The sequence below is a fragment of the Ferribacterium limneticum genome, assembly GCF_020510565.1.
Classification (GTDB): Bacteria; Pseudomonadota; Gammaproteobacteria; order Burkholderiales; family Rhodocyclaceae; genus Azonexus; species Azonexus limneticus_B.
The window spans coordinates 2,506,732-2,527,099 of the sequence record NZ_CP075189.1 but is presented as its reverse complement, the minus strand read 5'-3'; the positions used below and the strand labels follow the sequence as shown (position 1 = coordinate 2,527,099).

Here is a 20,368-nt window from a genome sequence, read left to right as displayed (position 1 = left end):
TCAGGTTCCCATCACGCGCGTCTGCGTCACGGCGACCGTCATCGGTGTGCCGGTTGGCGCGCAGATCGAGGGCGAGGCCTGGAGCAGTGCCGGCTGGCCGCCGATCAAAACGCGAGTCGCGCCCATCAGCCACTGGCCGGTGACGCAGGGGCCGTTGCCGGCAGTCGGTGGCGGCATGGCGCAGCCGGCGATCATGTAGGGTGGGCCCATTGTGGTGGCCGGCTGGCCGGAGAGCAGCACGCGCGGGTTGGGCGCGCTGGGCGTGGCCTGGCCGCCGTGGGCACAGAGGACGGTGGCGCCGAGGTGAAGGAGGAATCCGGGCATGGTTGTCTCCGTTCAGATGACCGTCAGGGCGCCGTTGTTGATATTCACCGTCGGGCCGGTGAGCATGATGGTGGCGCCCTGGCCGTTGGAAATGGTGATGCCGATTTCGCTGATCGAGATCATCGCCCCGGTCATCGTCTTGAGCAGGATGCCGCCGGTCGGGCCGGGCAGGTCGGAGATCATCAGCGTGTTCTGGTTGCCGGTCTGCATGACGATGCTCGGCGACACCGGCAGCCCGGCCAGGGCCAGGGCCGGCACTTCGGCGGCCGAGCCCCAGAAGCCGCCGACCCAGATCGGATAGTCGGCGTCGCCCTGCTCGAACTCGACCCAGACGCCGGCGCCGACCTGTGGCTGGACGAAGACGCCGCTCTGGATGCCGGCAAATGGGACGCAGGGCATGGCCCATGAGGACAGCGTCGGGCCGAGGACGTCGGGCACCTGGACCTGGATGCGTCCCATCTGCATGGGGTCGATGTTGTTGAGCACGACCCCGCGGAACTTGCCGTAATGGCGTGTTTTTTCAGTCATGCCGGCACCAGGGGAAGGGTTGAGATCAGGCCGTTGCGGGCCAGTGAAAAGCTTTGCTTGAACTCGCCGGCTTTCAGCTTGCTGCTGACTTTCTTGACGTAGTAAAGGCCGTCGAAGGACAGGCCGGCGCCGCGCACGCCGACCAGCTGGCGGGCTTTCAATACATGGCCGTAGCGCAGTACGTCGAGGCTGCCGTCGCCAGTCACCGCATCGGCCGACGAGCCAGCCGCCGCGGCCAGTCCCTTGCCGAGGGCGGCGATGGGCGACAGCTTGGCCGTTTCCTTCATCAGCTTGAGGCTCTTGGGCATCGGCGGAATCAGGCCGAGCGGCGGGTTGGCCAGGCTGACATCGGGGATGGGCAGCGGGATCGGAAACTTGGTGATCGGGTTCTGGATGAAAACGATGGGCAGTTCGGCCCCGGACTGGTTGACCGCGAAGGACAGCGAATCGACGTTGCTATGCACGTCCATGCCGAGATTGAGCGCCGGCTGGACCAGGCCGAGGCGGATCTCCGGCCCCCAGTAGGCGACGTTGGCGCCGGGCAGCGGGCCGGGTTCGATGTAGAAGACGTGGCCGGCTTCCTTGGCCAGCGCGCGGATGTAGGCGAGGTCGGTGCCTTCATGCGTCGGGATGCGCTCGACCGGGATCGGGATGTCCTCAAACAGCGACGGGATAATGATCGGCAGCATGCCGTACAGGCCGTAACGGGCGACGATCAGCGCGACGCGGGCGGCCGGCGGCATCGCAGGGTAGGGCAGGCCGCTCATGTCCTGCTTGTCCATCGCCACCGTCAGGTCTTCGCCAGTGATGGTCAGCCGGCTCTGGCCGGGTTCGTTGGCGCCGGTGATTTCCTGGCGGGTGATCAGGCCGTCCATGAGCACCGTCGGCAGGCTGTTCATGGTGGCGACGAGGATGACGCGCAACCACGGCACCTGGCCGCCGGCGACGAGCAGCAGGGTATGCAGCGGCGAGCGGTTGTCGACGACGAAACTGAGCTGGAAGCCGCTCGGCGTATCGGCCGACGAGGTGACCTCGACGCTTTCCAGCGCGTCCATCAGCGGCTTCGGGGCCGGGATCGGGACGCCCGGGCCGACCAGTAGCGTCAGGTGGATGCCCTTAAGCACCGCCGCCTCCGAGGCCGGCCGGCAGGGTCAGGCGCAGTGTGTCGCCGGGATGTTCCAGATCGGACGGCACCTGGGCGCCATTGCCGTCGGCGATGCGCCAGTACTGGATCGGGTCGCCGAGATTGGTCGCGGCCAGCCGGTCGAGGCGGTCGCCGCCCTGGACCTGAACTTCGCCGACGGTGACCAGCGTCGCCGGGTCGGGGATGAAGCGGCGGCGCAGATAGACGATCTTTTCGCCATCCGGGCCAGCCAGTTCAGCCGTGGCGACGCCGTTGTAGCGGCTGTTGGGCGGGAAGCGTTCGATGCTCATGGCAATCCACTCAATCCCAGCGAAGCAAGGCTGCCGAGGCCGGCATCGGCCGCCAGGCGTTCCTTGCGCTGCTGATAAACCATATAGAGATGGCCGCCCTTGTCGTTGAAACCGAGGTCGCCGACATGGAGGACCTTGAGGCTCAGCGAAACCTTGGCGCGGATGGGGTTCAGCGCGCTGTCGAACGCCTCTTCGGTAATCGAAAAATCGGTGATGCGCACCGGCACCACCCGTTCCTTGCTCCACACGAAGAGGGTTAGCGGCGCCACCGTCGGAGCGATTTCGAGCGTGCCGAGACTGAGCAGCGTGTTGTTCTGGATCAGGGTGTCGCTGTCCGGATAAACGATGGTTTCCAGCGCCGCCAGTTGCGGGTGGATGCCGGATGACACGGTCTTCGGATGCTGGTCGGGGAATTCCAGCTGATCGGTGGCGTCGATTTCGGCTTCGAGCTTGAAGGTTTCGGTTGGCGGGCCTTTCAGGCGCAAGGGTTCGGAAAACGGGCCGCCCGATTCGGTGGCCTGCGGTTGCAGCGTTCGGGTCAGCGTTTCCGGGTTGTACTGCAGCGAAATGACCCGCTGCACGGCGCCGCTGGCCGGGTCGATCAGGATCAGGCCGCCGCGCAGAAGCTTTGCGGAAAGTGGGCCGCTCATGCTCCACCGTCTTCGGTCACGGTTACGCCGGCCGCGCGCAGGATGCCGATCACCAGCGCAGCAGTGGCTGCGCCGGCAGCAGCGACAATGGCCCCCGCTTCACAGACGCCGCTAATGAAACAAGCGGCGATGGCAGCGATGGCCGCAGCGGAGAGCAAGGCAAACAACCAGGCAGGCAGTAGTTCTCGGACGCGTGCTACACCTGATTCATCACCGGACTGATCGCGGCAGTTGCAACCGTATGTGATACCGCCCCATTGACACATCCCGCGCCGGCCAGTCGCGGTAGTACAGCGGGTGCCATTGCAATTCGAACCGACTTTTCCGGCGCATTCGCCTACCCGTTGAATGGCGGCAGGGGCAGCGCTGATGCCCCCGACTGAAGTGCGTGGGAGGGCGTTGGTTTGGCCCCGCTTGGTGGAAAAAACAGGGGGGAGCGAATTGCTGACGCGATCGGCAATGCGGTCAGCTTCACGCTCAAAGCCTGAATCAGTCCGCCCGATTTTGAGTGCGCCGCCATTTGCCGGCATGGCCGACTGCTGCACGACATGGGTCAGTTCATGGGCGATCAGATGGCGCCCCGACGGGCTGTTCGGCTGGAACTCGCTGCTGTTGAAAACGATGTCGGAGCCGACCGTGAAGGCACGCGCACCAACGGCTCTGGCCGACCGGGCGGCCAGGCCGTCGGTATGGATGCGCACCTGGCTGAAGCTGTGGCCGAAACTGCTTTCAAAATGCTCGCGCACTTCGTCGGGGAGCGCTTCCCCGCCGCTACGCAAGGCTTGTTCGACCACCGCCGGGGCGTGTTCGTCGTCAATCTGGGATTGTGCCTTGCGCTGGAGAAGCAGCGACTTGCGTTGGTCATCGTCAGTTTGCTTGCTGCCGCCGCAGGCACACTTGCGTAACAGGGTGCGTCCCTTGGCTGGGGTTTTCGTCTGGCGTTCGGCTTGCGGTGCTGCTGTCATGGTAGCCATGGCACGCTCTCCTCAACGTGATTTGTCGGTTCCCGGCGGGCGGCTTGGGCCCATGGGGTTCTTTGCTTCGCTCGATGCCGGCATCAGGGCGCGTCCGATGGCAGCTGCCTGGGCTGCAGGTAGCGAGCTCGCTGTGCTGATTTGTAGTTTGCTGCGGGACTCGATCTGACATGTCTGGCCACCTACCGCGCCTGTACGACGAACCAGTTCTTTTTCCAGGGCAGCGATGAAGGCGCGACGCTCGGCCGGGGTGTAGCCCGGCAGACTTAGCTGATCGATGTGGAGGTGAATCTTGTTCATGCCCAGCCTCGCGTTTCGGCATCGGCCAGTGGCCGTTCGCGTTTGGATGCCTCGGCATGGGCGGCCTGCAGCAGGTGGCGCATGGTCACCGGTTCGCCGGCATCGGCGGCGAGGAAGGCGGCGTTAAGCGCGATGTTGCGAATGCTGCCGCCGGTCATCGAGAGGCGGGAAAGCTTGTCGAGATCCAGGTCGCGGGTTGGCGTGGCGGCCGGGAAGACGCGCTGCCACAGGGCCAGGCGCTGGGCCTGATCGGGGAAGGGGAAGTGCACAACGAAACGCAGGCGGCGCAGGAAAGCCGGGTCGAGGCTGGATTTGAGATTGGTGGTGAGGACGGCCAGCCCGTGGTAGGCCTCCATTCGCTGCAGCAGGTAGCTGACTTCGATATTGGCATGGCGGTCATGGCTGTCCTTGACTTCGGTGCGCTTGCCGAACAGGGCATCGGCTTCGTCGAAAAGCAGGATGGCACCGCAATCCTCGGCGGCATCAAAGACCTTGCGCAGGTTCTTTTCAGTTTCGCCGATGTATTTGCTGACGACCGCCGACAGATCGATGCGGAAGAGGTCAAGTTGCAGCGTATGGGCCAGCACTTCGGCGGCCAGCGTCTTGCCGGTGCCGCTTTCACCGGCGAACAGGGTGGCCAGACCCAGTCCGCGATTGCCCTGGGCGGCGAACCCCCATTCTTCCTGTACCTTGAAGCGCTGGCGCAGGTGGGCGGCGATCTGGCGCAGCATGGCGAGTTGGGCTTCCGGCAACACCAGGCTGTCCCAGCTGGCCTTGGCGTCGAGCCGTTGGGCAAGCTTGTCCAGGCCGCCGCGGCTTGCTTGCCGGCACCCGTCCCACAGTGGCGTCAGGCTCGCTGTGTCGGCGCCATCGGCAGGCATGGCCAGCGTGCTGCGCAAGGCATGGGCGATGCTCTGGACAGACTGGCTGCCGAGACGGAAATGGCTGGCGGCGCGCTCCAGTTCGGGGACGGCGCGGGCTGAACCGAGGGCATCTATCCACAACTGGCGGCGTTCGCTGCTGTCCGGCTTGTTGACGGGGTGGCGCAGGGATAGTGTGGTCAGCGCCGGTGCCGTCGGGGAGGCAACCAGACAGAGGCCGCCGACCCGTTCGAGCAGGGCGTGGGCCGCATCGCTGGCTGACGAACCGGGATCGGCGATGACCACGAGCAGGGCGGTGCCGAGCAGCGTGGCTTCGCGTTGCCAGAGGGTGATCAGTGCCGACCGTTCTTCGGCGCCGGGCGGTATGTCTTCGGCCAGCAGTGTCAGGCATTGCAGGCCGAGGGTTTCGGCGACGCGGGCGGCAATGTCTTCCTGCGCGGCCGGGTCGTCGCCTTCGAGGATGACGATGGGGATTTCTGTTTTTGTCTCATTTTCCCGGTTGACCGTAGCAAGCACTGCGCGCGTCGTCGCGGCATGCGTGGCGGCCTGCTGTGGCAGGCTGCGTGCCGGGCGCAGCAGGTGGACGAGACGGGTATCCAGCTCATTGATGCCGCCGAGGAAATGCAGTATCCGTTCGTCAATGCGCAAGCGCCCGGCGGCCAGGCCGGTACTGTCGTCGACTTCGAGCAGACGCCAGCGGCGTAGCGGGCGTTGCGGCGTCAGGGCACTCCAGTGCGGAGCATCAAGGGCGTTTAGCGCCAGACTGAAGCTGATCGACGGCCGGCAGTCCTTGCCTTGGGCCGCGCTGCAGATGCTGGCCAGTTCGCCATCCATTTCGAAACCGGCACAGAGGAGCAGCAAGTCGCGCTCGAAGGTGGAAAGCCCGAAGGCGCTACTCAGCCAGTCAATGGCGCCTTCGCTGCGCAGCGCCAGACGGGCTTCGGCAATGGCCGGCAGCGGGTCGGTCTGGTTCGGCATGGCCTTGCCGTTTGCTGCTTGCAGTCGTTGCTTGAGCCGCGTGAATTCGGCGACCAGCAGTTGCTGGTTGGCGATGGTCCAGTCCTGGGCGAGCGGGGCGTTCATGGCAGGGTGATCCGGCGGTCGAGATAGGCAGTCGGCGTTGCCATGCGGTCGATGATCGGGCTTTCGAAACCATCGACCCGCAGGCGTACCAGATGGGTGCTGCCGGCCTCCGGTGCGTCGGCGATCTTGAACGTTAGCCGGCTGGTGGTGGCGGTGAATTGCTCGGCGGCGATTTCGCGTTCGCCGAGGATCAGGGCGGCAGTCTGGCCGGCGCGTACGGGTGGCGCGACATCCAGGACGAGCGTCACGGCGGCGCCGTTGCGGGTGGCGTTGAAAGGCGGCAACACAGCTTGGGGGGCCAGCGCCAGTGGTAACTGGTTGGTGCGGCGGGCCTGAGCGTCGCCAAGACCTTGAACGGATAGTTCGATGCGGTAGAGACCGACCGGCAGGTCGTTCGGGACGATGAGGCTGACCTTGGCGGAACTGCCGCTGATGACGGGAACACTGCGGCTGATCTGGAAGGAGGCGAGGCTGAAGGTGACCTGTCGGTCTACGCCATCGAGATGATGTCCTTCGAGCCTCACTTCGCCGCCAGGCACAGCGACTGGCTGGCGACCCGCCGGAACGACCGCCTCCAGCGTGGGCAGGGGCGGGGTCAGGCCGCTGAAGGCCAGCACGCCACGTTCGCGCTTCGAGACCGGGTCGGTCTCGCCGCGGCTGAGGACCGGCAAGGGGCTGCGTGCTGATTTGCTGGACTCGATCAGTACGACCGAGACCTGGAAGGCGATGGTGGGGCGGTAGTGCGCCTGCAGGGCCGACCAGAGTCGGGACATTTCTTCGGTACTGAGCGCGGAGGGGGTTATTTTGAGCAGTTCGACCTGCTCCGCGAGATCGGCACCGCGCAGGCTATGGTAAATGGCGGGCAGGGCGGCGCCATCGATGACGGCCGGGTTAAGGGCCCGTCGGATGGCGGCGCGCGGCAGTACGGGGGTTTCATGCAGGAGTTGCAGGGCGTAACCGAGCAGCACCTCGGCTTGCAATTCGGCCCGGCCGTAAGCGGTCAACAGGTAGTGCAGATCAAGGGCCAGCGGCGGGTTGGTACTGCGGTTGCCGGTGGCATCGCGCGACGGCAGGGCGGCATTTCGCAATGCGGCGTTCGGCGTGACCTGATGGAGAAATAGATTGAGCTGAGGGCCGTCGGCATCGTCGAGAGGGATCGTGTCGGGCGCCCGCGCGCTGACAACGACACCGGCTCCCATGGCGTCAGTGATGGCCTGGTCGATCATCCCGGAGTCGAGCAGGTCCTTGATGACGGCGGTGACGCCGGCGATGGCCAGGGCGTTGCTCATGAGCGGCCTCCGTGGCGGCGGGCCAGGTAGTCGGACAGCGACAGCGGCGCCGGGCCGCGCGGGCGTGGCGGCTGGGCAGCCGGCGCCGGGCGGCTGGGCGGATTGACTTCGAGGCGGCCGATGGTGATGTGCACTTCGGGCGCGCTGTCGGTTTCCGGCGTGGTGGCGGGGTGCTCGCGACTGGCTTGCGGGCGGACTGCGCTGATCGCCGCGGGGCGCGGGCTGGCTTGGCGCTGCGTGATAACTGCGGGCGGCGTGGCGGTTTCAGGTGACTTTTCCGGATGGCTTGACTGATCGCTGAGCAGTCGGGTGACCAGGCTTTCTAGGTCGGTGACAGCGGCCTGGGCGTTTTCGGCCGGGTGGCGGGCTGCAGGCCCCGGCTCGGGGTGATGCGGGACGGGTTTTTGTTCGGCTGTGAGCTGGCTGGCGGCGGTTTTGCCGGTGGGTGGCGTGGCTTGCCTGTCGGGCGCTCTGTCGAGCAAAGCTCCCTCGGGTGACTGCCGGGCGGCTATTCGGGGCGGCTGGCCGATGCTTGGCATCGAGGTTTGCGTTTCGAGGCGGGCGGCAGGCTCAGTATTGTCGGCAACGATGGGCGCCGGCAGCGCATTGTCCGCCACCTGCTCGCTGCGCCGGGCGTTTGGCGACTGCTCCAATCCTGGGCGCTCGATTGCCGCGCTGGCGGGCGGGGCTTGGTGGCTGGCCGCTTCGGCGTGGGCAAAATCGGCCGGTGGTGCCGCGTAAGGCAGCGCGGCGCGCGACTTGATTTGCGGGGCGAGACCCAGGCTGCGGGTGGCGAGTTGGTGGAGGAAGCCGCGCATCGTCGTCTCAGCCGATCATGTTCAGATAAGCCGCCCGACGGGCCGGGCTGAGGGCCAGAATTTCGGCCTCCCGCCAGCCGTAGGCGCTGGCTAGTCTATGGACGGATTCGAGCAACTGGTGGGCGCGGTTGCCGAGTTCGTCCCAAAAACAGGCGCCGACGTCGAGCGCGGCACTCCATACGTCGCCGCAATCGGCGCATTGCATGCCGATCCGGATATCGGCGGCCGGGTCGAGCGCCTCCATGTGCGATTCGAGTTCGCCGACCAGGGCCGGGGAGGTTTTCATTTTTGGGCTTTTTTTCCGGTTGACCGTGGGAACGTCAGTCAATCCGCCTTCATCGATCCGGCAACGATCCAGCAGCCAACAAACCGCGGTTTCCGGGTTCGGGGCATCGAGAATCATCGCTTGATCGCGGCTGCTCGGCAGCCGCCATTGCTGGCCATCGAGCTTGATGCGGGTGTTGCTGTCAGGCGTCGGAAGTCCGTCGAGCAGCGTTTCGCCATCCAGCCTGAACTCCATCAGTGCACCGCACGACGGGCACGGCGCGTAGCCGTCCAGCGCGCTGCCAAACGTGGCGTTGCGCAGGGCGAGCAGATTGACTTCGCGCCAGCCGACCGGGCGGTCGGCCAGTTCGTCGGGCGCTTCTTCCGGCATGGCCAAGGCCAGCGCCAGCAGCGCGCGGTCAATCGGATGGCGTGTCTGTCCGGCGTCCCACAGGGCGAGAACTTGAGCAGCACTTAACGGGCGCATGGCGCGGTTCCATTCGCGTTGTTAACCCGGCTCGACAAAGCTCGGCTCAGCCGGTTCGGCGACTTCGTAGTCGCGCTCCCAGCCTTCGTTTTCGAGCTTGATGTGTTGAATCGCCACGGCGTTGGCATTGGCGTCGAGGTCCGGCAGCGCCTGGTATTCCGACACCCAGCAGCGGAAAATCTTGTAGGCCAGCGCCAGTTGCCCGGCCTCGTTATAGACCTCGATGATCAGGTCCTTGCGGAAGTCCTTGAGCGAAACCTCGCTGCCCAGGCCCGAGCCGAGGTTCCAGACCTTGTTGGCCCATTGTTCGAAATTGGTGTCGTGGGTGACGCCACGTTCGAGCGTGATGGCCTCGAACTTGGTGCGGCCGGGTGATTTGCGGCTGCTCGACGGATCGCCACCTTCGCGGTGTTCGACGACTTCGGTCGAGCGCTTGAGCGATGAAACCTTGCTGATCCCGGCGACGTAGCGGCCATCCCATTTGACGCGGAATTTGAAGTTTTTGTAGGGATCGAAGCGCTGGGCATTGACGGTGAACTGGGCCATTTTTTATCTCCTCGTTATTCGCTTCAGAATCAAACCTGAATCTGTCCGGCCAGTTGCTGGATGCTGATGACCACGAATTCGGCCGGCTTGAGCGGCGCGAAGCCGACCAGGATGTTCACCACGCCGCGATTGATGTCGTCCTGCGTCGTCGTTTCGCGGTCGCATTTGACGAGATAGGCATCGCGCGGCGAACTGCCCTGAAAGGCCCCCTGGCGGAACAGGCCGTTCATGAAGGCGCCGATGTTGAGGCGAATCTGCGCCCACAGCGGTTCGTCGTTCGGCTCGAAAACCACCCATTGCGTGCCGCGATAAAGCGACTCCTCGATGTAGAGCGCCAGACGACGGACTGGCACGTACTTGTATTCCGAAGCCATCTGATCGGCGCCGCGCAGGGTGCGGGCACCCCAGGCAATCGCGCCATAGACCGGGAAAGTGCGCAGGCAATTGACGCCCAACGGGTTGAGGCTGCCGTTTTCACCATCGGTCATCGGCACGGCCATGGACTGCACGCCGGCCAGGTTGGCATCGGTCCCGGCTGGCGCCTTCCACACGCCGCGATTTCCGTCGGTACGCGCGTAGAGGCCGGCCATCGTGCCGCCGGGCGGGGTCAGGCGCGGCTTGCCGTTCTTGAGCGGATCGGCGACGTAGGTCCAGGGGAAATAGACCGCAGCGTGGTCGGATTTCGGCAGTTCCGTACCGGACGCCGCGGTGACCATGGTGGCGACGCTGGTGGCCGTGGGCGGCGCATCGACGATGAAGAAGGCGCGGCGTTCCTCGCAATACGAGGCGGCATCGGCCAGTACGCCGGGGTCGGTGATGCCGGGCATGACGAGGATGTTGAAGAGGTCGGCGTCTTCCAGCGCATACAGCCCTTCGCGATTGGCCCGGCTGCCGATGAAGGCCGGATAGACATCGGCCGGCCCGTAAGGCGTTTCGGCGCCGCCGCCGAGGAAGGCATCGGTCGGCGGTGTCGCTAGTGTGGCACCGGCCAGCAGATGCAGGCCGGCGGCGATGTCGTTGATCGGGGCGGCGCTGACGGCGATGGCCGAACCGGCACCGCGCGAACCGCTGGCCAGGACCAGCGTGGTGGCGGTCGCCGTGGCGGTGAAGTTGGCGTAGGCCGGGTTGCCCGGTTTCAACGCGCGCACGGCGGCTTGCAGCCGGCTGGCCATGTCGCCGAGTTTGGCCGCGAGGTTGGCACCGGCCGCGGCTGCACTGCCGAGATCGACGACATCCGGGCCGTAGCCGTCGAGGCTGATGCGCAGGCTGGTGTGGGTGGCGTCGGGCAGGGTGTCGAGATCGGTGGCGGCAAAGGCGCCGCTGGTCAGCGTTGCCGGGTCAGGCAGTGGCACCGGGCGAATGCTGGCGACGGCATCGACTTCGACGCCGCCATTGGCGACGCCGAGCTTGAGCACGCCAGCGGCGTTGTTGCTGCTGCCGGGCAGGATGCGGACGGACGAGAATTCGCCGCCGGTACCGGAGGCCATGACCAGCGTGCTGCCACTGCGCGTGCAGGAAAAATCATCCAGCGCAGCCTTGCCGCCGGCCTGCGCCTTGACCTTGAGGCGGATCGCTTCGGCCAGCGCGGTGAGGCGCTGGGTTGCAGTGCCGCCGGCAATGTCGGCCGGCAGCGTGATGCTGACGGTGACCGGCGGCAGGCCGTTGACCACGACGCGGAAATCGGTGTGGGTGGCGTCGAGCAGGGTCTGGACATCGGCCAGCGTGCCGCTCGTCGAGGTGCCGGCTGCCAGGCCGTTGAGCGTCAGCTGGGGAACGTCCCGGCTGATCTTGACCAGCTGCGACACGCCATTGACCAGATCGGGCAGGTAGCGGGCATCGGCCGAGTTCATCGAGACATTCGCATACTGTTCGGCCCGGCCGTCGCTGCTGCGGATGAACGTAATGTTGAAGGTGCTGCCCGGATTGGCTGTCGCATGATCGACGCGGACCTGGATGCTGTTGCCCGAAGCGCCGGCATCAAGCGCCGTGACGGTCAGGACTGTAATGGGCGTCGCGTTGAGCAGTGCCCGGCTGGCTGGCGCGGCGCTCTTGACGACACGGACGATCCACGCATCGGTGCCGCCGTTGATGAAGAACTGGCGCACCCCGTAGCTCATCTCGGAATCGGCCGAAAGGCCGCCGAAAGCGCGCTCGAAATCGGCAAAGCTGAAAATTCGGGTGGCCTTGTTGATCGGCCCTCGGGACGCGGCGCCGAGGAAGGCGGCGACCGAGGTGGCGACGCCGGCAATGGTGCGGACTCCGCTCGAAACTTCCTGGATATAAACCCCGGGGGAAGCAAGCTGTACGGGCATGACGGGCTCCTTTCTGCGGGACGGCCAGCGGCCATTCCATTCACGATCTCATCGATACTTCTGCCGGCCCCGGCGATGTTTGCGGAAACAATGCTCCCGCTGCCATCCGGGTTACCACCAAAAATCCCTCAAGTCGGGATCGAAGGGCGGGGCGGATCATCGATCCAGCCACGCCAGGGCAGGAGCCCTGAATATCTGCCCCGTGTCATCGAGTGACGCGGGTGAAAGTGTCATTGCCTGCTTTGTAAGGCCGGCCGAATGCGGTCGAATATGAAGCCTGTTACAACATCGTGCTGCGTCAGAAAGTTCGTTCTAAAAAGTTGTGGTTTCTGGATTTGCTGCCCTACGGAATTCAATGTGAATTAGCGTATAAGCATATTTGCATGCGGTTTCGGGTCAAACTGAAACAGTGTTGTAAGGCGGTGGACGGTGATGATGAGGAAATAGTTCAATTCATCATGAATAAAAATATTTATTCATGCGAAATATATTCGATGGTTTCCGGAAAGTCACCTGTCATTTTGTTGGCCGTGCGGAGAGACGCATGCAGACTCGTGCCAGGTCTCTTTCGGCCAATTGTTTTTTGCCGGTGCCGCTTCAGTTCGCGGCGGTCCGGTCCCGGGGCGTGTTTTGTTCCGACCAGAATCGCGCAACCTGGTCTGCCGTGATGCGTCTCTTTTTGACGCCGTCAGCGAGTACCTTTTCGGCGTCGGCCTTGCGGCCGTAGATGAGATAGACCTCAGCTTCGACCAGCGGGCAGATTTCTTCTTCCATGGCGAGCAGTTCGGACTGATCCGGCCGTGAAAAAACCGAGGAATCAAATTTCGGGTATTGCACCGGCGCGCTGTCGGTTTTCCTGAAGAAGGGCATCAGGATGGAAAGGCTGATCTGCCGCATGAAGCCGGTGACCGGCGCGAAGTGTGGTGTCTTGTGTGTCATGTTGATTTGGCCCTGGTCTATGCATGGGTGAGGTACTCCGTTTGCTATCGCAACTACCGGGCCAAGTTGCAAGGTGTTGATATTCAATGGATTTGTTTTGTGCGCTGGTGGCGTGCTGTCGCTGCATGGCGACAGCCAAACGCCAGAATCTAGCCAGACCCCGGTATTTGCCGGGCTTTGACCTGTCTCTGAATCACGACAACATCGGGAGTTGGCGTTGGCGTTCGCCGTTGAGCAACGATCAGCCGAGCAGCGTGACGACGATTTCCCGACTATGTCCCTGCGTCCGGTGCTCGAACAGGTAGATGCCCTGCCAGGTGCCGAGCAGCAGGCGGCCGTCGGCAAAGGGGACGGTCAGCGAAACGCCGGTCAGTAGCGAACGGGCGTGGGCGGCCATGTCGTCATCGCCTTCGAGGTCGTGGCGATAGGCCGGGTCGCCGTCCGGCGCCCAGCGTTGCATGAGGGTTTCGAGATCGTGGCGGACGCTGGCGTCGGCGTTTTCGGTGATGGCCAGGCCGCAACTCGTATGGCGTACGAAAATATGGGCAATTCCGGCGTTGACCGTGGCATTCCTGACCACGGCGGCGATTTCCTCGGTTATTTCAAGCGAACCGCGCCCGCGGGTGGTGATGGCGAGTTGATGTTGCTCGGCCATGCTGCCGCTCAGTCCTTCTTGAGCAGGCCTTGCAGCGCGGCGAACGGGTTGTGCGTGGCGCCGCCACCGCGCTTGGTGCTGGTGTCGGTGTAGCCGCGGTCGGCCTCAATCTGCTTCTGGTGCTCGTTGTCGTGGCAGTAAATGCAGAGCAGTTCCCAGTTGCTGCCATCGTTCGGGTTGTTATCGTGGTTGTGGTCGCGATGGTGAACGGTCAGTTCGCGCAGATTGGTCGTGGTGAATTCACGGGCGCAGCGGCCGCAAATCCACGGATAGATTTTCAGGGCGCGTTCGCGGTAGCCCTCGGCGCGGGTGTCGGCGGCTTTACGGGCGTCGGCGACGATCTTGTCGAGGCGTTTGTGATCGATTGAGCTCATGGCTGGAATCCGTTGATGTCGGGGTAAATATTAACCTGCGTCTGAAGGGCCGCGACGGGAGATCTCAGATTCCCAAGCGCTTGAAAAAGTCCCTGACCATGCCTGGCAGCGATTCCACGTCCAGCTCTTTGACCCCCGTGTCACTGTTGAATTCGTCGTAGATCCAGTCGCCGTTGACGAAGGAGACACCAGCCGGTGGCGATCGTTCGCTGACCGGCTTGCCGGCGAGCGCCTGGCGCATGTAGTCGATCCAGATCGGCAGGGCCAACGTTGCGCCAAACTCCCGGGCACCCAGGGATTTGGGCTGGTCGAAACCCATCCAGGCAACGGCGACGACATCGCTGGCGTAACCGGCAAACCAGCCGTCGAAGGCATCGCTCGTCGTCCCGGTCTTGCCCGCTACGTCGGGGCGCCCGAGGCGCTGTCCAGCCAGAGCGCCGGTACCGGTATGGGCAACTTCGCGCAGCATGCTGTCCATGATGAAGGCGTTGCGGCTGTCGATGACCCGTTGTTCGTCCTGCCGGACAAGTGGCTGCGGCGTTTCCTGCAACACGTTGCCGCGGCTGTCAGTGATCTTCTCGATCAGGTGCGGCGTGACTTTGTAGCCGCCATTGGCGAACACGGCGTAGGCCGCAGCCATCTGCAGCGGCGTGACCGAACCGCTGCCCAGGGTCATGGTCAGGTCGGCCGGATGCTTGGTGGCATCGAAGCCGAAGCGCGTCAGATAGTCGCGCCCGTATTGCGGCGTGATCGCCCGCAAGAGCCGCACGGCGACGACGTTTTTCGAACGGGCGAGGGCGCGGCGCAGGCTGATCGGGCCATCGTAGCCGTCATCGTTCTGCGGATCCCAGGTTTTGCCGTTGTCGCCGGCCGGCAGCGAGAGCGGCGCATCCTCGACCTGGGTGGCCGGTGAATAACCTTTTTCCAGCGCCGCCGAATAGACGAAGGGCTTGATGCTCGATCCCGGCTGGCGCCAGGCGCTGGTGACATGGTTGAACTGCTTGCGCGAAAAATCGAAGCCGCCGACCAGAGCGCGATAGGAGCCGTCTTCGGCGTTAATGGCGACAAAGGCCGCTTCGACCTCAGGCATCTGGCTGATCGACCAGCGGCCCTTGGCGTCGCGGCTCGCCCGGATGACCGAACCGACGCGAATCCGGGTCCCATCCTTGACGTTGGCCTGCAGGGCGCGGGCAACGAAACGCAAGCCGTCACCGGTGACTTCGATGGTGTCGCCGGAGGCCGGTTCGGCCCGGACTTTCTTGCCAGAGACTTCGGTGACGACCGCGGCGATCAGGTTGTCGCTGTTCGGGTGCTTGGCCAGGATGCGGTCGATGGCGTCGTCGCGCTCGTCTTCGTCATCCGGCAGGTCGATGAAATCTTCCGGCCCGCGGTAGCCGTGGCGCTGGTCGTAGGCCAGCACGTTGCTGCGCAGGGCATTGTAGGCAGCGTTCTGCTCGGCACCGTTGAGCGTGGTGTACACGTTGAAACCACGCGTGTAGGTCTCATCCTGGTATTGCGCGAAGACCTCCTGACGCACCATTTCGGCGACATGGTCGGCATGCACGGTCAACAATTGTCGGTCGCTGATCTTGAGGGGCTGGGCCACCGCCTCGGTGTATTGCGCTTCGGTGATTTTGCCAAGCACGCGCAGGCGCTTGAGGACCAGCCCCTGACGGGCCTTGGCGCGGACAGGATTGACGGCAGGGTTGTGCTTGGCCGGGTTTTGCGGGATGCCGGCGAGCATGGCAGCTTCAGCCAGCGTCAGCTCGGGCAGTGCTTTGTTGAAATAAGTCCGGGCGGCGCTGGCGAAGCCGTGGGTGCGCTGGCCGAGGTAAATCTGGTTCATGTACAGCTCAAGGATCTGGTCCTTGGTCAGCGCCGACTCGATGCGATAGGCGAGCAGCGCTTCGGTCAGCTTGCGCTTGACGGTCTTTTCCCGGGTCAGGAAGAAATTGCGCGCCACCTGCATGGTGATCGTCGATGCGCCCTGATGAAAACCGCCAGTCAGATCGGCGACCAGCGCCCGCGTGACGCCCCGGTAATCGACGCCGCCATGCTCGTAGAAGCGCGAATCTTCGATGGCCAGCAGGGCATCCTTCATGACCTGCGGGATTTCCTGGATGGGTACGAAATCGCGGCGTTCCTCGCCGAATTCGCCGAGCAGCGCGCCGTCCGCCGTGTAGATGCGGAGCGGAATTTTCGGCCGATAGTCGGTCACGATATCCAGCGGCGGCAGGCTGGGCAGTACTGTCAGCAGCATGTAGGCGAACAGCGCGACGAGCAGCAAGGCGCCGTTGACACCGATGGCGACGAGGGTGCGCGGCAGCTGGTCGCGATAGTTGGCCGTGGCCAGCGGGAGCGTCAGGAATTTGACGATGGTCGAAAAAAAACTCAATTGCAATCCTGCCAGGCGTGCCTGGCGAACAAGTGTCCGGCGGGCGGTTTATGGCGCTGGTTGGCCAGTCGCCGAGGCCGCTAGTTTAGCCGCAATGCGCAGCGTGGACCGCTGGCCGCGCCCCGATCCTGTCCGTAGAATCCGGATTCACCCATTTACCAGGCGTCACCACCATGCCCCGCATCAAGATCGAGCTACCCGAACACTTCAGCTTCTCGACCGACATTCCCATTTATATCGGCCACATCAACTACGGTCACCACCTCGATAACGCCCAGTTGATCGCATTGGTGGCCGAGGCGCGAGTGCGTTTTTTCAAGTCGCTGGGTTACACCGAACTTGATGTTGAAGGCGTCGGCATCGTCGTCGCCGATGTGGCGGCGCAATACCGCTCGGAAGCCTTCCACGGCGAAACGCTGGTCGTCGAAATGGGCGCCAACGATTTCAACAAATACGGCTGCGACCTCGTCTGGCGCCTCAGCGACAAAGCCAGCGGCCGTGAAGTGGCGCGCGGCAAGCACGGCATCATGTTCTTCGACTACACCGCCCGCAAGGCCACCTCGGTGCCGCCGGGCTTCCTTGCCAAGGTCGGCGCCTGATGATTCCGATCCGTTACGTCGAGCCGGTCTTCCGTCCGCCGAGCGAGGCGGAATCGCTGATCCTGCCGGTGACGGATGGCTGTTCGTGGAACAAATGCACGTTTTGCGAGATGTACACGGCGCCGCAGAAGAAATTCCTGGCGCGCAGCGAGGATGAGGTGCTCGAAAGCATACGGCTGATCGGGCAGAGTTACGGCGGGGAGATCCGCCGGGTTTTCCTCGCTGACGGCGATGCGCTGGTGCTACCGACCCGGCGGCTGATTGCCATTCTCGATGCGATCCGCACGCACCTGCCGGCCGTGCGGCGGATTTCGTCGTATTGCCTGCCGCGCAATCTGCGAAAAAAGTCGCAGGCGGAAATCGATGAGCTGGCTGCGGCCGGGCTGAAAATGGTCTATGTCGGCGCCGAGTCGGGCGACGATCAGGTGCTTGCTGCGGTCGACAAGGGCGAAACCTTTGAAACTACCCGCGAGGCGCTCGACAAACTCGGCGCGGCGGGTATCACCCGTTCGGTAATGATTCTGAACGGGCTGGGTGGCAAGGCATTGTCGATGCAGCACGCGGAAAATTCGGCGCGGCTGGCCAATGCGACACAGCCGGAATATCTGGCGACACTGGTCGTCAGCTTTCCGCAGGGCGAGGAGCGTTTCCGCGCCGGTTTTCCAGGCTGGGAAGCGCTCGATCAGCATGAGCTGTTCGTCGAGATGGAGCGTTTTTTGTCCGGGCTGGAACTCAAGCGGACGGTGTTTCGCAGCGATCACGCTTCGAACTGGCTGGTGCTCAAGGGCACGCTCGGTGCCGACAGGGAACGTCTGTTGCAGCAGGTCCGCCAGGCCATCGCTGCGCCCGAAGGCGCCCGCCTGCGCCCGGCTTGGGCGCGTGGGCTTTAACCATCGAAGTTTCCATGCTCTTGCCGTAGTCAAGCTATAAAACCCCGGCTTGGTCGCCGTGCCTTGTGTCGTCCTGTTGCCCGGTCATTCTGTTGCCCGGTCATTCTGTTGTACTTCAAATTTGAAAACGCCATACTGCCTTTGCAAGGCACTGCGGTTGATTCACCAATTGAATTATCTGGCCGGGCTGCTGTCCAGTGATTCCGTTGTCGCGGCCATGCAGCCGGCCATGAGCCGACTGGCGCTCAAACTTTGTGAGGAAATGATGACCAATAAAATGATTCCCACGCTGGTGTTGGCTGGACTTCTGACCGGCTGCGCGACGACCGTTACCCACACTTCGCTGACTGATAGCACCCTGTTGGCCCAGGCTTCGTCAGGGGCGCTGGCCATCAGCGACGGAGCCGTCATTACCGACAACGATGCTTCCTTCCTGTCCAAAATCCGCTTGGTCGAGGAGGCAAAGTCGTCGCTTGACCTCACTTACTATATTTACGCCGACGACCAGAGTTCTGCGGTGCTCTCCGAGGCGCTGATCGCCGCAGCCCGGCGCGGCGTGAAAGTTCGCCTGCTCACCGACTATCAAACCAATTACAAGCGCCTGGATATGTTCACGGCCATGGAACGACGCGGCAATTCGGGCAAGGGTAGCCTGGCGGTACGTTTCTACAACCGGCCGACACGGAACATCGTCAAGGATGCCGTTTACATGACCATGGGTTGTGGTCAGGCTGGGGCAGCCACCAAAGAGGCCTGCTCCGCCGACAAGATGGCGGCTGTGGAAAAGCTGTTTGCCGACGAGCAGATTGAAGGCGTGCCGGCCGCAACCATCAATGCTTCCAACGTCAACACCGGGCCTTCCGGGCTGCTGCTCTCGGGGCTCTATGGCCGGAATGCCAACCTGATGACGCTGGCCATCCAGCAGGGACAGAACATCGATCCGAAAGCTGCCGGCCAGGCTGGCAAGGCGACGCCCGAGCAAAAAGAAAGCCTCAAAAAGCTGGGCAAACTGTACTGGCAGTCGCGCACCGCTCCTGTTTTTCAGCGTGTGCAGGCGAACCTGGGGCTATTGATGGCGGAGCAGTTGTACTCCAGCCAGATTGTGCCGGTGAAAAACGAGCTGTTTTCAGCCCTGCCGATTGACCGCAAATTCAGTGCAGAAGAAAAGCTGGACTGGGATCACATCACCGACTTCACTCACCAGAAACTCCTGCTCGCTGACTCGAGCCGGGTGCAACTGGGCGGGCGCAATGTCGAAAATTCCTACCACATGCATCCCAATCCCCTGATCGAAAAGTATGTCTTCATGGACACCGATCTGGTGGCTACGCTGACCGGCGATGGCGGCAAGGTCATCGCAGATGCTTTCGACGGGCTGTGGAACTTCAAGAGGATGGTGGCGACCCTGGACGAGATTCGCACCCATGCACCCGACGATGTGCTGTGGAATCTGGAAGCCTATACGACGGCTGAAAACGCCTGCACCAAACTGAAACCGGGTGCCAAACATGACGCCTGCGTCAATGGCAAGTTCAAGCTCGCTGCCATGAGCCTGGATCAGCGCGTCGAAGCGGCGACCCAGCGCATGGCGCAGAATGCAAAGGCCTACAAGACGGCTTACGCCGGAACTGTCCAGTCAAGCCAGCACCTTGCCGTCGACACCTCGGCGCGCCTTTACTACCTTGAGAACCTGCCTTTCGACAAACGCCTGCCACCCGCCAGTCGCGTTCGGCTCTACGGCGCCCAGGCTGGCCAGGAGGGTGATAGCGGCAAACACATCACCGAAATCTGGCTACAGGCGCTCTCCGGCATCTGTAGCAAAGCGACCGTCGACCAACCCCAGATGGTCATTCTGCACAGTGCCTATTTCTTCCCGCCGGCCAATCTTGCATCCAGCCTGGCCGCCCTCGTCGATGGCAAGCAGGATTGTTCACACGTCACGGTAAGAGTGATCACCAATTCACTGGCCACCACCGACCTGACCCCGGTCAATTTGCTGGCACGCCATGCCATCAAGGCATTTGCCGAGGTGACCGGCTTGCAGCATGGGACAAGCCGGGCCGCCCGCTTTGAATACTACGAATACCAACCGCCGGTCGGGAACCATAACCTCTCACTGCACAGCAAGGTTTCACTCTTCGGCGACCAGCTGATCGTCGGCTCGGCCAACGCAGACGTGCGCAGCTACATGATGGACACCAACAACGCCATGCTGGTGAACAACGCGCCCAAGCTCGTCGCGGCCTATCGCAGCTTCGTTGACAACATCCTGGCAACGCCGGGAAGGGTGAAACGGGAAAACAGCTACTTTGTCAGCACGCCCCGCTCGACCATGATCCAGGAAGACTTGGAAAGCCTGCACGCGACACTCAAGAAATACCACATGGACAAGCGTCTGGATGCCGAGCAGATGAAGACGCTGGATAGCCGCTTCCTTGGCTTGCTCGATGCGGCCTACAACCTGACGCGGGCGGCCATTGATCCGAATGCCAGCGAAGCCGCTCGCCGCGACGCTCAACAGAAATTCAATGACTTGTTCCAGCCGATTTGATTATTAGGCGATTTTGATTTTATTTGGCAGGGGTTTCCGCGCTGGCGCGGAGCCCCAGCCAGTCGAAACTATTTC

At 63.4% G+C, this 20,368-nt stretch carries 20 protein-coding genes; 3 read left to right on the top strand and 17 right to left on the bottom strand.

From position 1 onward, the window contains the following. The 17 genes from KI610_RS12200 to KI610_RS12120 form a co-directional block, all read right to left on the bottom strand. Positions 1 to 324, bottom strand: coding sequence for a DUF4280 domain-containing protein (locus tag KI610_RS12200; RefSeq protein WP_226495238.1), 324 nt, complete (start codon positions 322 to 324; stop codon positions 1 to 3). A gap of 12 nt (positions 325 to 336) precedes the next feature. Further along, on the bottom strand, positions 337 to 852 hold the full coding sequence (locus KI610_RS12195) for a phage baseplate assembly protein V (protein ID WP_226495237.1): 516 nt from the start codon (positions 850 to 852) through the stop codon (positions 337 to 339). After that, positions 849 to 1,976, bottom strand: a complete 1,128-nt coding sequence (locus KI610_RS12190; RefSeq protein WP_226495236.1) for a hypothetical protein — start codon at positions 1,974 to 1,976, stop codon at positions 849 to 851. The genes KI610_RS12195 and KI610_RS12190 overlap by 4 nt, the downstream gene beginning before the upstream one ends. Next, a complete protein-coding gene (locus KI610_RS12185) occupies positions 1,969 to 2,286 on the bottom strand; it encodes a LysM domain-containing protein (RefSeq protein ID WP_226495235.1) in 318 nt (105 codons plus the stop codon). Before KI610_RS12185 ends, KI610_RS12190 begins: the two co-directional genes overlap by 8 nt. Next, entirely contained in the window at positions 2,283 to 2,936 is a 654-nt protein-coding gene (locus tag KI610_RS12180; RefSeq protein WP_226495234.1) for a hypothetical protein, read from the bottom strand. Before KI610_RS12180 ends, KI610_RS12185 begins: the two co-directional genes overlap by 4 nt. Next, positions 2,933 to 3,910 carry an eCIS core domain-containing protein gene (locus KI610_RS12175; protein ID WP_226495233.1) on the bottom strand — a complete coding sequence of 326 codons (978 nt, stop codon included), beginning with the start codon at positions 3,908 to 3,910 and terminating at the stop codon, positions 2,933 to 2,935. Before KI610_RS12175 ends, KI610_RS12180 begins: the two co-directional genes overlap by 4 nt. Positions 3,911 to 3,922: 12 nt before the next feature. Further along, positions 3,923 to 4,210, bottom strand: a complete 288-nt coding sequence (locus KI610_RS12170; protein WP_226495232.1) for a hypothetical protein — start codon at positions 4,208 to 4,210, stop codon at positions 3,923 to 3,925. After that, positions 4,207 to 6,174 carry an ATP-binding protein gene (locus KI610_RS12165; protein WP_226495231.1) on the bottom strand — a complete coding sequence of 656 codons (1,968 nt, stop codon included), beginning with the start codon at positions 6,172 to 6,174 and terminating at the stop codon, positions 4,207 to 4,209. Before KI610_RS12165 ends, KI610_RS12170 begins: the two co-directional genes overlap by 4 nt. Continuing rightward, positions 6,171 to 7,463 carry a DUF4255 domain-containing protein gene (locus KI610_RS12160; protein ID WP_226495230.1) on the bottom strand — a complete coding sequence of 431 codons (1,293 nt, stop codon included), beginning with the start codon at positions 7,461 to 7,463 and terminating at the stop codon, positions 6,171 to 6,173. Before KI610_RS12160 ends, KI610_RS12165 begins: the two co-directional genes overlap by 4 nt. Further along, entirely contained in the window at positions 7,460 to 8,281 is an 822-nt protein-coding gene (locus tag KI610_RS12155; RefSeq protein ID WP_226495229.1) for a hypothetical protein, read from the bottom strand. The genes KI610_RS12160 and KI610_RS12155 overlap by 4 nt, the downstream gene beginning before the upstream one ends. A gap of 7 nt (positions 8,282 to 8,288) precedes the next feature. Continuing rightward, positions 8,289 to 9,032, bottom strand: coding sequence for a hypothetical protein (locus KI610_RS12150; protein ID WP_226495228.1), 744 nt, complete (start codon positions 9,030 to 9,032; stop codon positions 8,289 to 8,291). Between the two features lie 21 nt (positions 9,033 to 9,053). Beyond that, positions 9,054 to 9,578 carry a phage tail protein gene (locus KI610_RS12145; protein ID WP_226495227.1) on the bottom strand — a complete coding sequence of 175 codons (525 nt, stop codon included), beginning with the start codon at positions 9,576 to 9,578 and terminating at the stop codon, positions 9,054 to 9,056. A 29-nt stretch (positions 9,579 to 9,607) separates the two neighbouring features. After that, positions 9,608 to 11,890, bottom strand: a complete 2,283-nt coding sequence (locus tag KI610_RS12140; RefSeq protein ID WP_226495226.1) for a phage tail sheath C-terminal domain-containing protein — start codon at positions 11,888 to 11,890, stop codon at positions 9,608 to 9,610. Between the two features lie 597 nt (positions 11,891 to 12,487). Next, positions 12,488 to 12,916, bottom strand: a complete 429-nt coding sequence (locus KI610_RS12135; RefSeq protein ID WP_226495225.1) for a hypothetical protein — start codon at positions 12,914 to 12,916, stop codon at positions 12,488 to 12,490. Between the two features lie 154 nt (positions 12,917 to 13,070). Beyond that, complete coding sequence (locus tag KI610_RS12130; protein WP_226495224.1) at positions 13,071 to 13,484, bottom strand: secondary thiamine-phosphate synthase enzyme YjbQ; 414 nt, start codon at positions 13,482 to 13,484, stop codon at positions 13,071 to 13,073. Between the two features lie 8 nt (positions 13,485 to 13,492). Beyond that, on the bottom strand, positions 13,493 to 13,858 hold the full coding sequence (locus KI610_RS12125; protein ID WP_226495223.1) for a YajD family HNH nuclease: 366 nt from the start codon (positions 13,856 to 13,858) through the stop codon (positions 13,493 to 13,495). A gap of 64 nt (positions 13,859 to 13,922) precedes the next feature. Continuing rightward, positions 13,923 to 16,253 carry a penicillin-binding protein 1A gene (locus tag KI610_RS12120; protein WP_226495222.1) on the bottom strand — a complete coding sequence of 777 codons (2,331 nt, stop codon included), beginning with the start codon at positions 16,251 to 16,253 and terminating at the stop codon, positions 13,923 to 13,925. A 173-nt stretch (positions 16,254 to 16,426) separates the two neighbouring features. Between KI610_RS12120 and KI610_RS12115 the strand changes: the two genes are divergently transcribed. From KI610_RS12115 to KI610_RS12105, 3 genes are all read left to right on the top strand, one after another. Beyond that, positions 16,427 to 16,852: an acyl-CoA thioesterase gene (locus KI610_RS12115; protein WP_226495221.1), complete on the top strand. Its 426-nt coding sequence runs from the start codon at positions 16,427 to 16,429 to the stop codon at positions 16,850 to 16,852. Then, positions 16,852 to 17,742, top strand: coding sequence for a radical SAM protein (locus KI610_RS12110; RefSeq protein ID WP_226495220.1), 891 nt, complete (start codon positions 16,852 to 16,854; stop codon positions 17,740 to 17,742). The genes KI610_RS12115 and KI610_RS12110 overlap by 1 nt, the downstream gene beginning before the upstream one ends. Positions 17,743 to 17,899: 157 nt before the next feature. After that, positions 17,900 to 20,293 carry a phospholipase D-like domain-containing protein gene (locus tag KI610_RS12105; RefSeq protein ID WP_226495219.1) on the top strand — a complete coding sequence of 798 codons (2,394 nt, stop codon included), beginning with the start codon at positions 17,900 to 17,902 and terminating at the stop codon, positions 20,291 to 20,293. Positions 20,294 to 20,368 lie beyond the last annotated feature (75 nt).

Excerpts from the sequence above, each read along its gene's own strand:
- KI610_RS12200 (WP_226495238.1), bottom strand. The coding sequence starts at position 324 with ATGCCCGGATTCCTCCTTCACCTCGGCGCCACCGTCCTCTGTGCCCAC.
- KI610_RS12195 (WP_226495237.1), bottom strand. The coding sequence starts at position 852 with ATGACTGAAAAAACACGCCATTACGGCAAGTTCCGCGGGGTCGTGCTC.
- KI610_RS12185 (WP_226495235.1), bottom strand. The coding sequence starts at position 2,286 with ATGAGCATCGAACGCTTCCCGCCCAACAGCCGCTACAACGGCGTCGCC.
- KI610_RS12180 (WP_226495234.1), bottom strand. The coding sequence starts at position 2,936 with ATGAGCGGCCCACTTTCCGCAAAGCTTCTGCGCGGCGGCCTGATCCTG.
- KI610_RS12175 (WP_226495233.1), bottom strand. The coding sequence starts at position 3,910 with ATGGCTACCATGACAGCAGCACCGCAAGCCGAACGCCAGACGAAAACC.
- KI610_RS12170 (WP_226495232.1), bottom strand. The coding sequence starts at position 4,210 with ATGAACAAGATTCACCTCCACATCGATCAGCTAAGTCTGCCGGGCTAC.
- KI610_RS12165 (WP_226495231.1), bottom strand. The coding sequence starts at position 6,174 with ATGAACGCCCCGCTCGCCCAGGACTGGACCATCGCCAACCAGCAACTG.
- KI610_RS12160 (WP_226495230.1), bottom strand. The coding sequence starts at position 7,463 with ATGAGCAACGCCCTGGCCATCGCCGGCGTCACCGCCGTCATCAAGGAC.
- KI610_RS12155 (WP_226495229.1), bottom strand. The coding sequence starts at position 8,281 with ATGCGCGGCTTCCTCCACCAACTCGCCACCCGCAGCCTGGGTCTCGCC.
- KI610_RS12150 (WP_226495228.1), bottom strand. The coding sequence starts at position 9,032 with ATGCGCCCGTTAAGTGCTGCTCAAGTTCTCGCCCTGTGGGACGCCGGA.
- KI610_RS12145 (WP_226495227.1), bottom strand. The coding sequence starts at position 9,578 with ATGGCCCAGTTCACCGTCAATGCCCAGCGCTTCGATCCCTACAAAAAC.
- KI610_RS12140 (WP_226495226.1), bottom strand. The coding sequence starts at position 11,890 with ATGCCCGTACAGCTTGCTTCCCCCGGGGTTTATATCCAGGAAGTTTCG.
- KI610_RS12130 (WP_226495224.1), bottom strand. The coding sequence starts at position 13,484 with ATGGCCGAGCAACATCAACTCGCCATCACCACCCGCGGGCGCGGTTCG.
- KI610_RS12125 (WP_226495223.1), bottom strand. The coding sequence starts at position 13,858 with ATGAGCTCAATCGATCACAAACGCCTCGACAAGATCGTCGCCGACGCC.
- KI610_RS12115 (WP_226495221.1), top strand. The coding sequence starts at position 16,427 with ATGCCCCGCATCAAGATCGAGCTACCCGAACACTTCAGCTTCTCGACC.
- KI610_RS12110 (WP_226495220.1), top strand. The coding sequence starts at position 16,852 with ATGATTCCGATCCGTTACGTCGAGCCGGTCTTCCGTCCGCCGAGCGAG.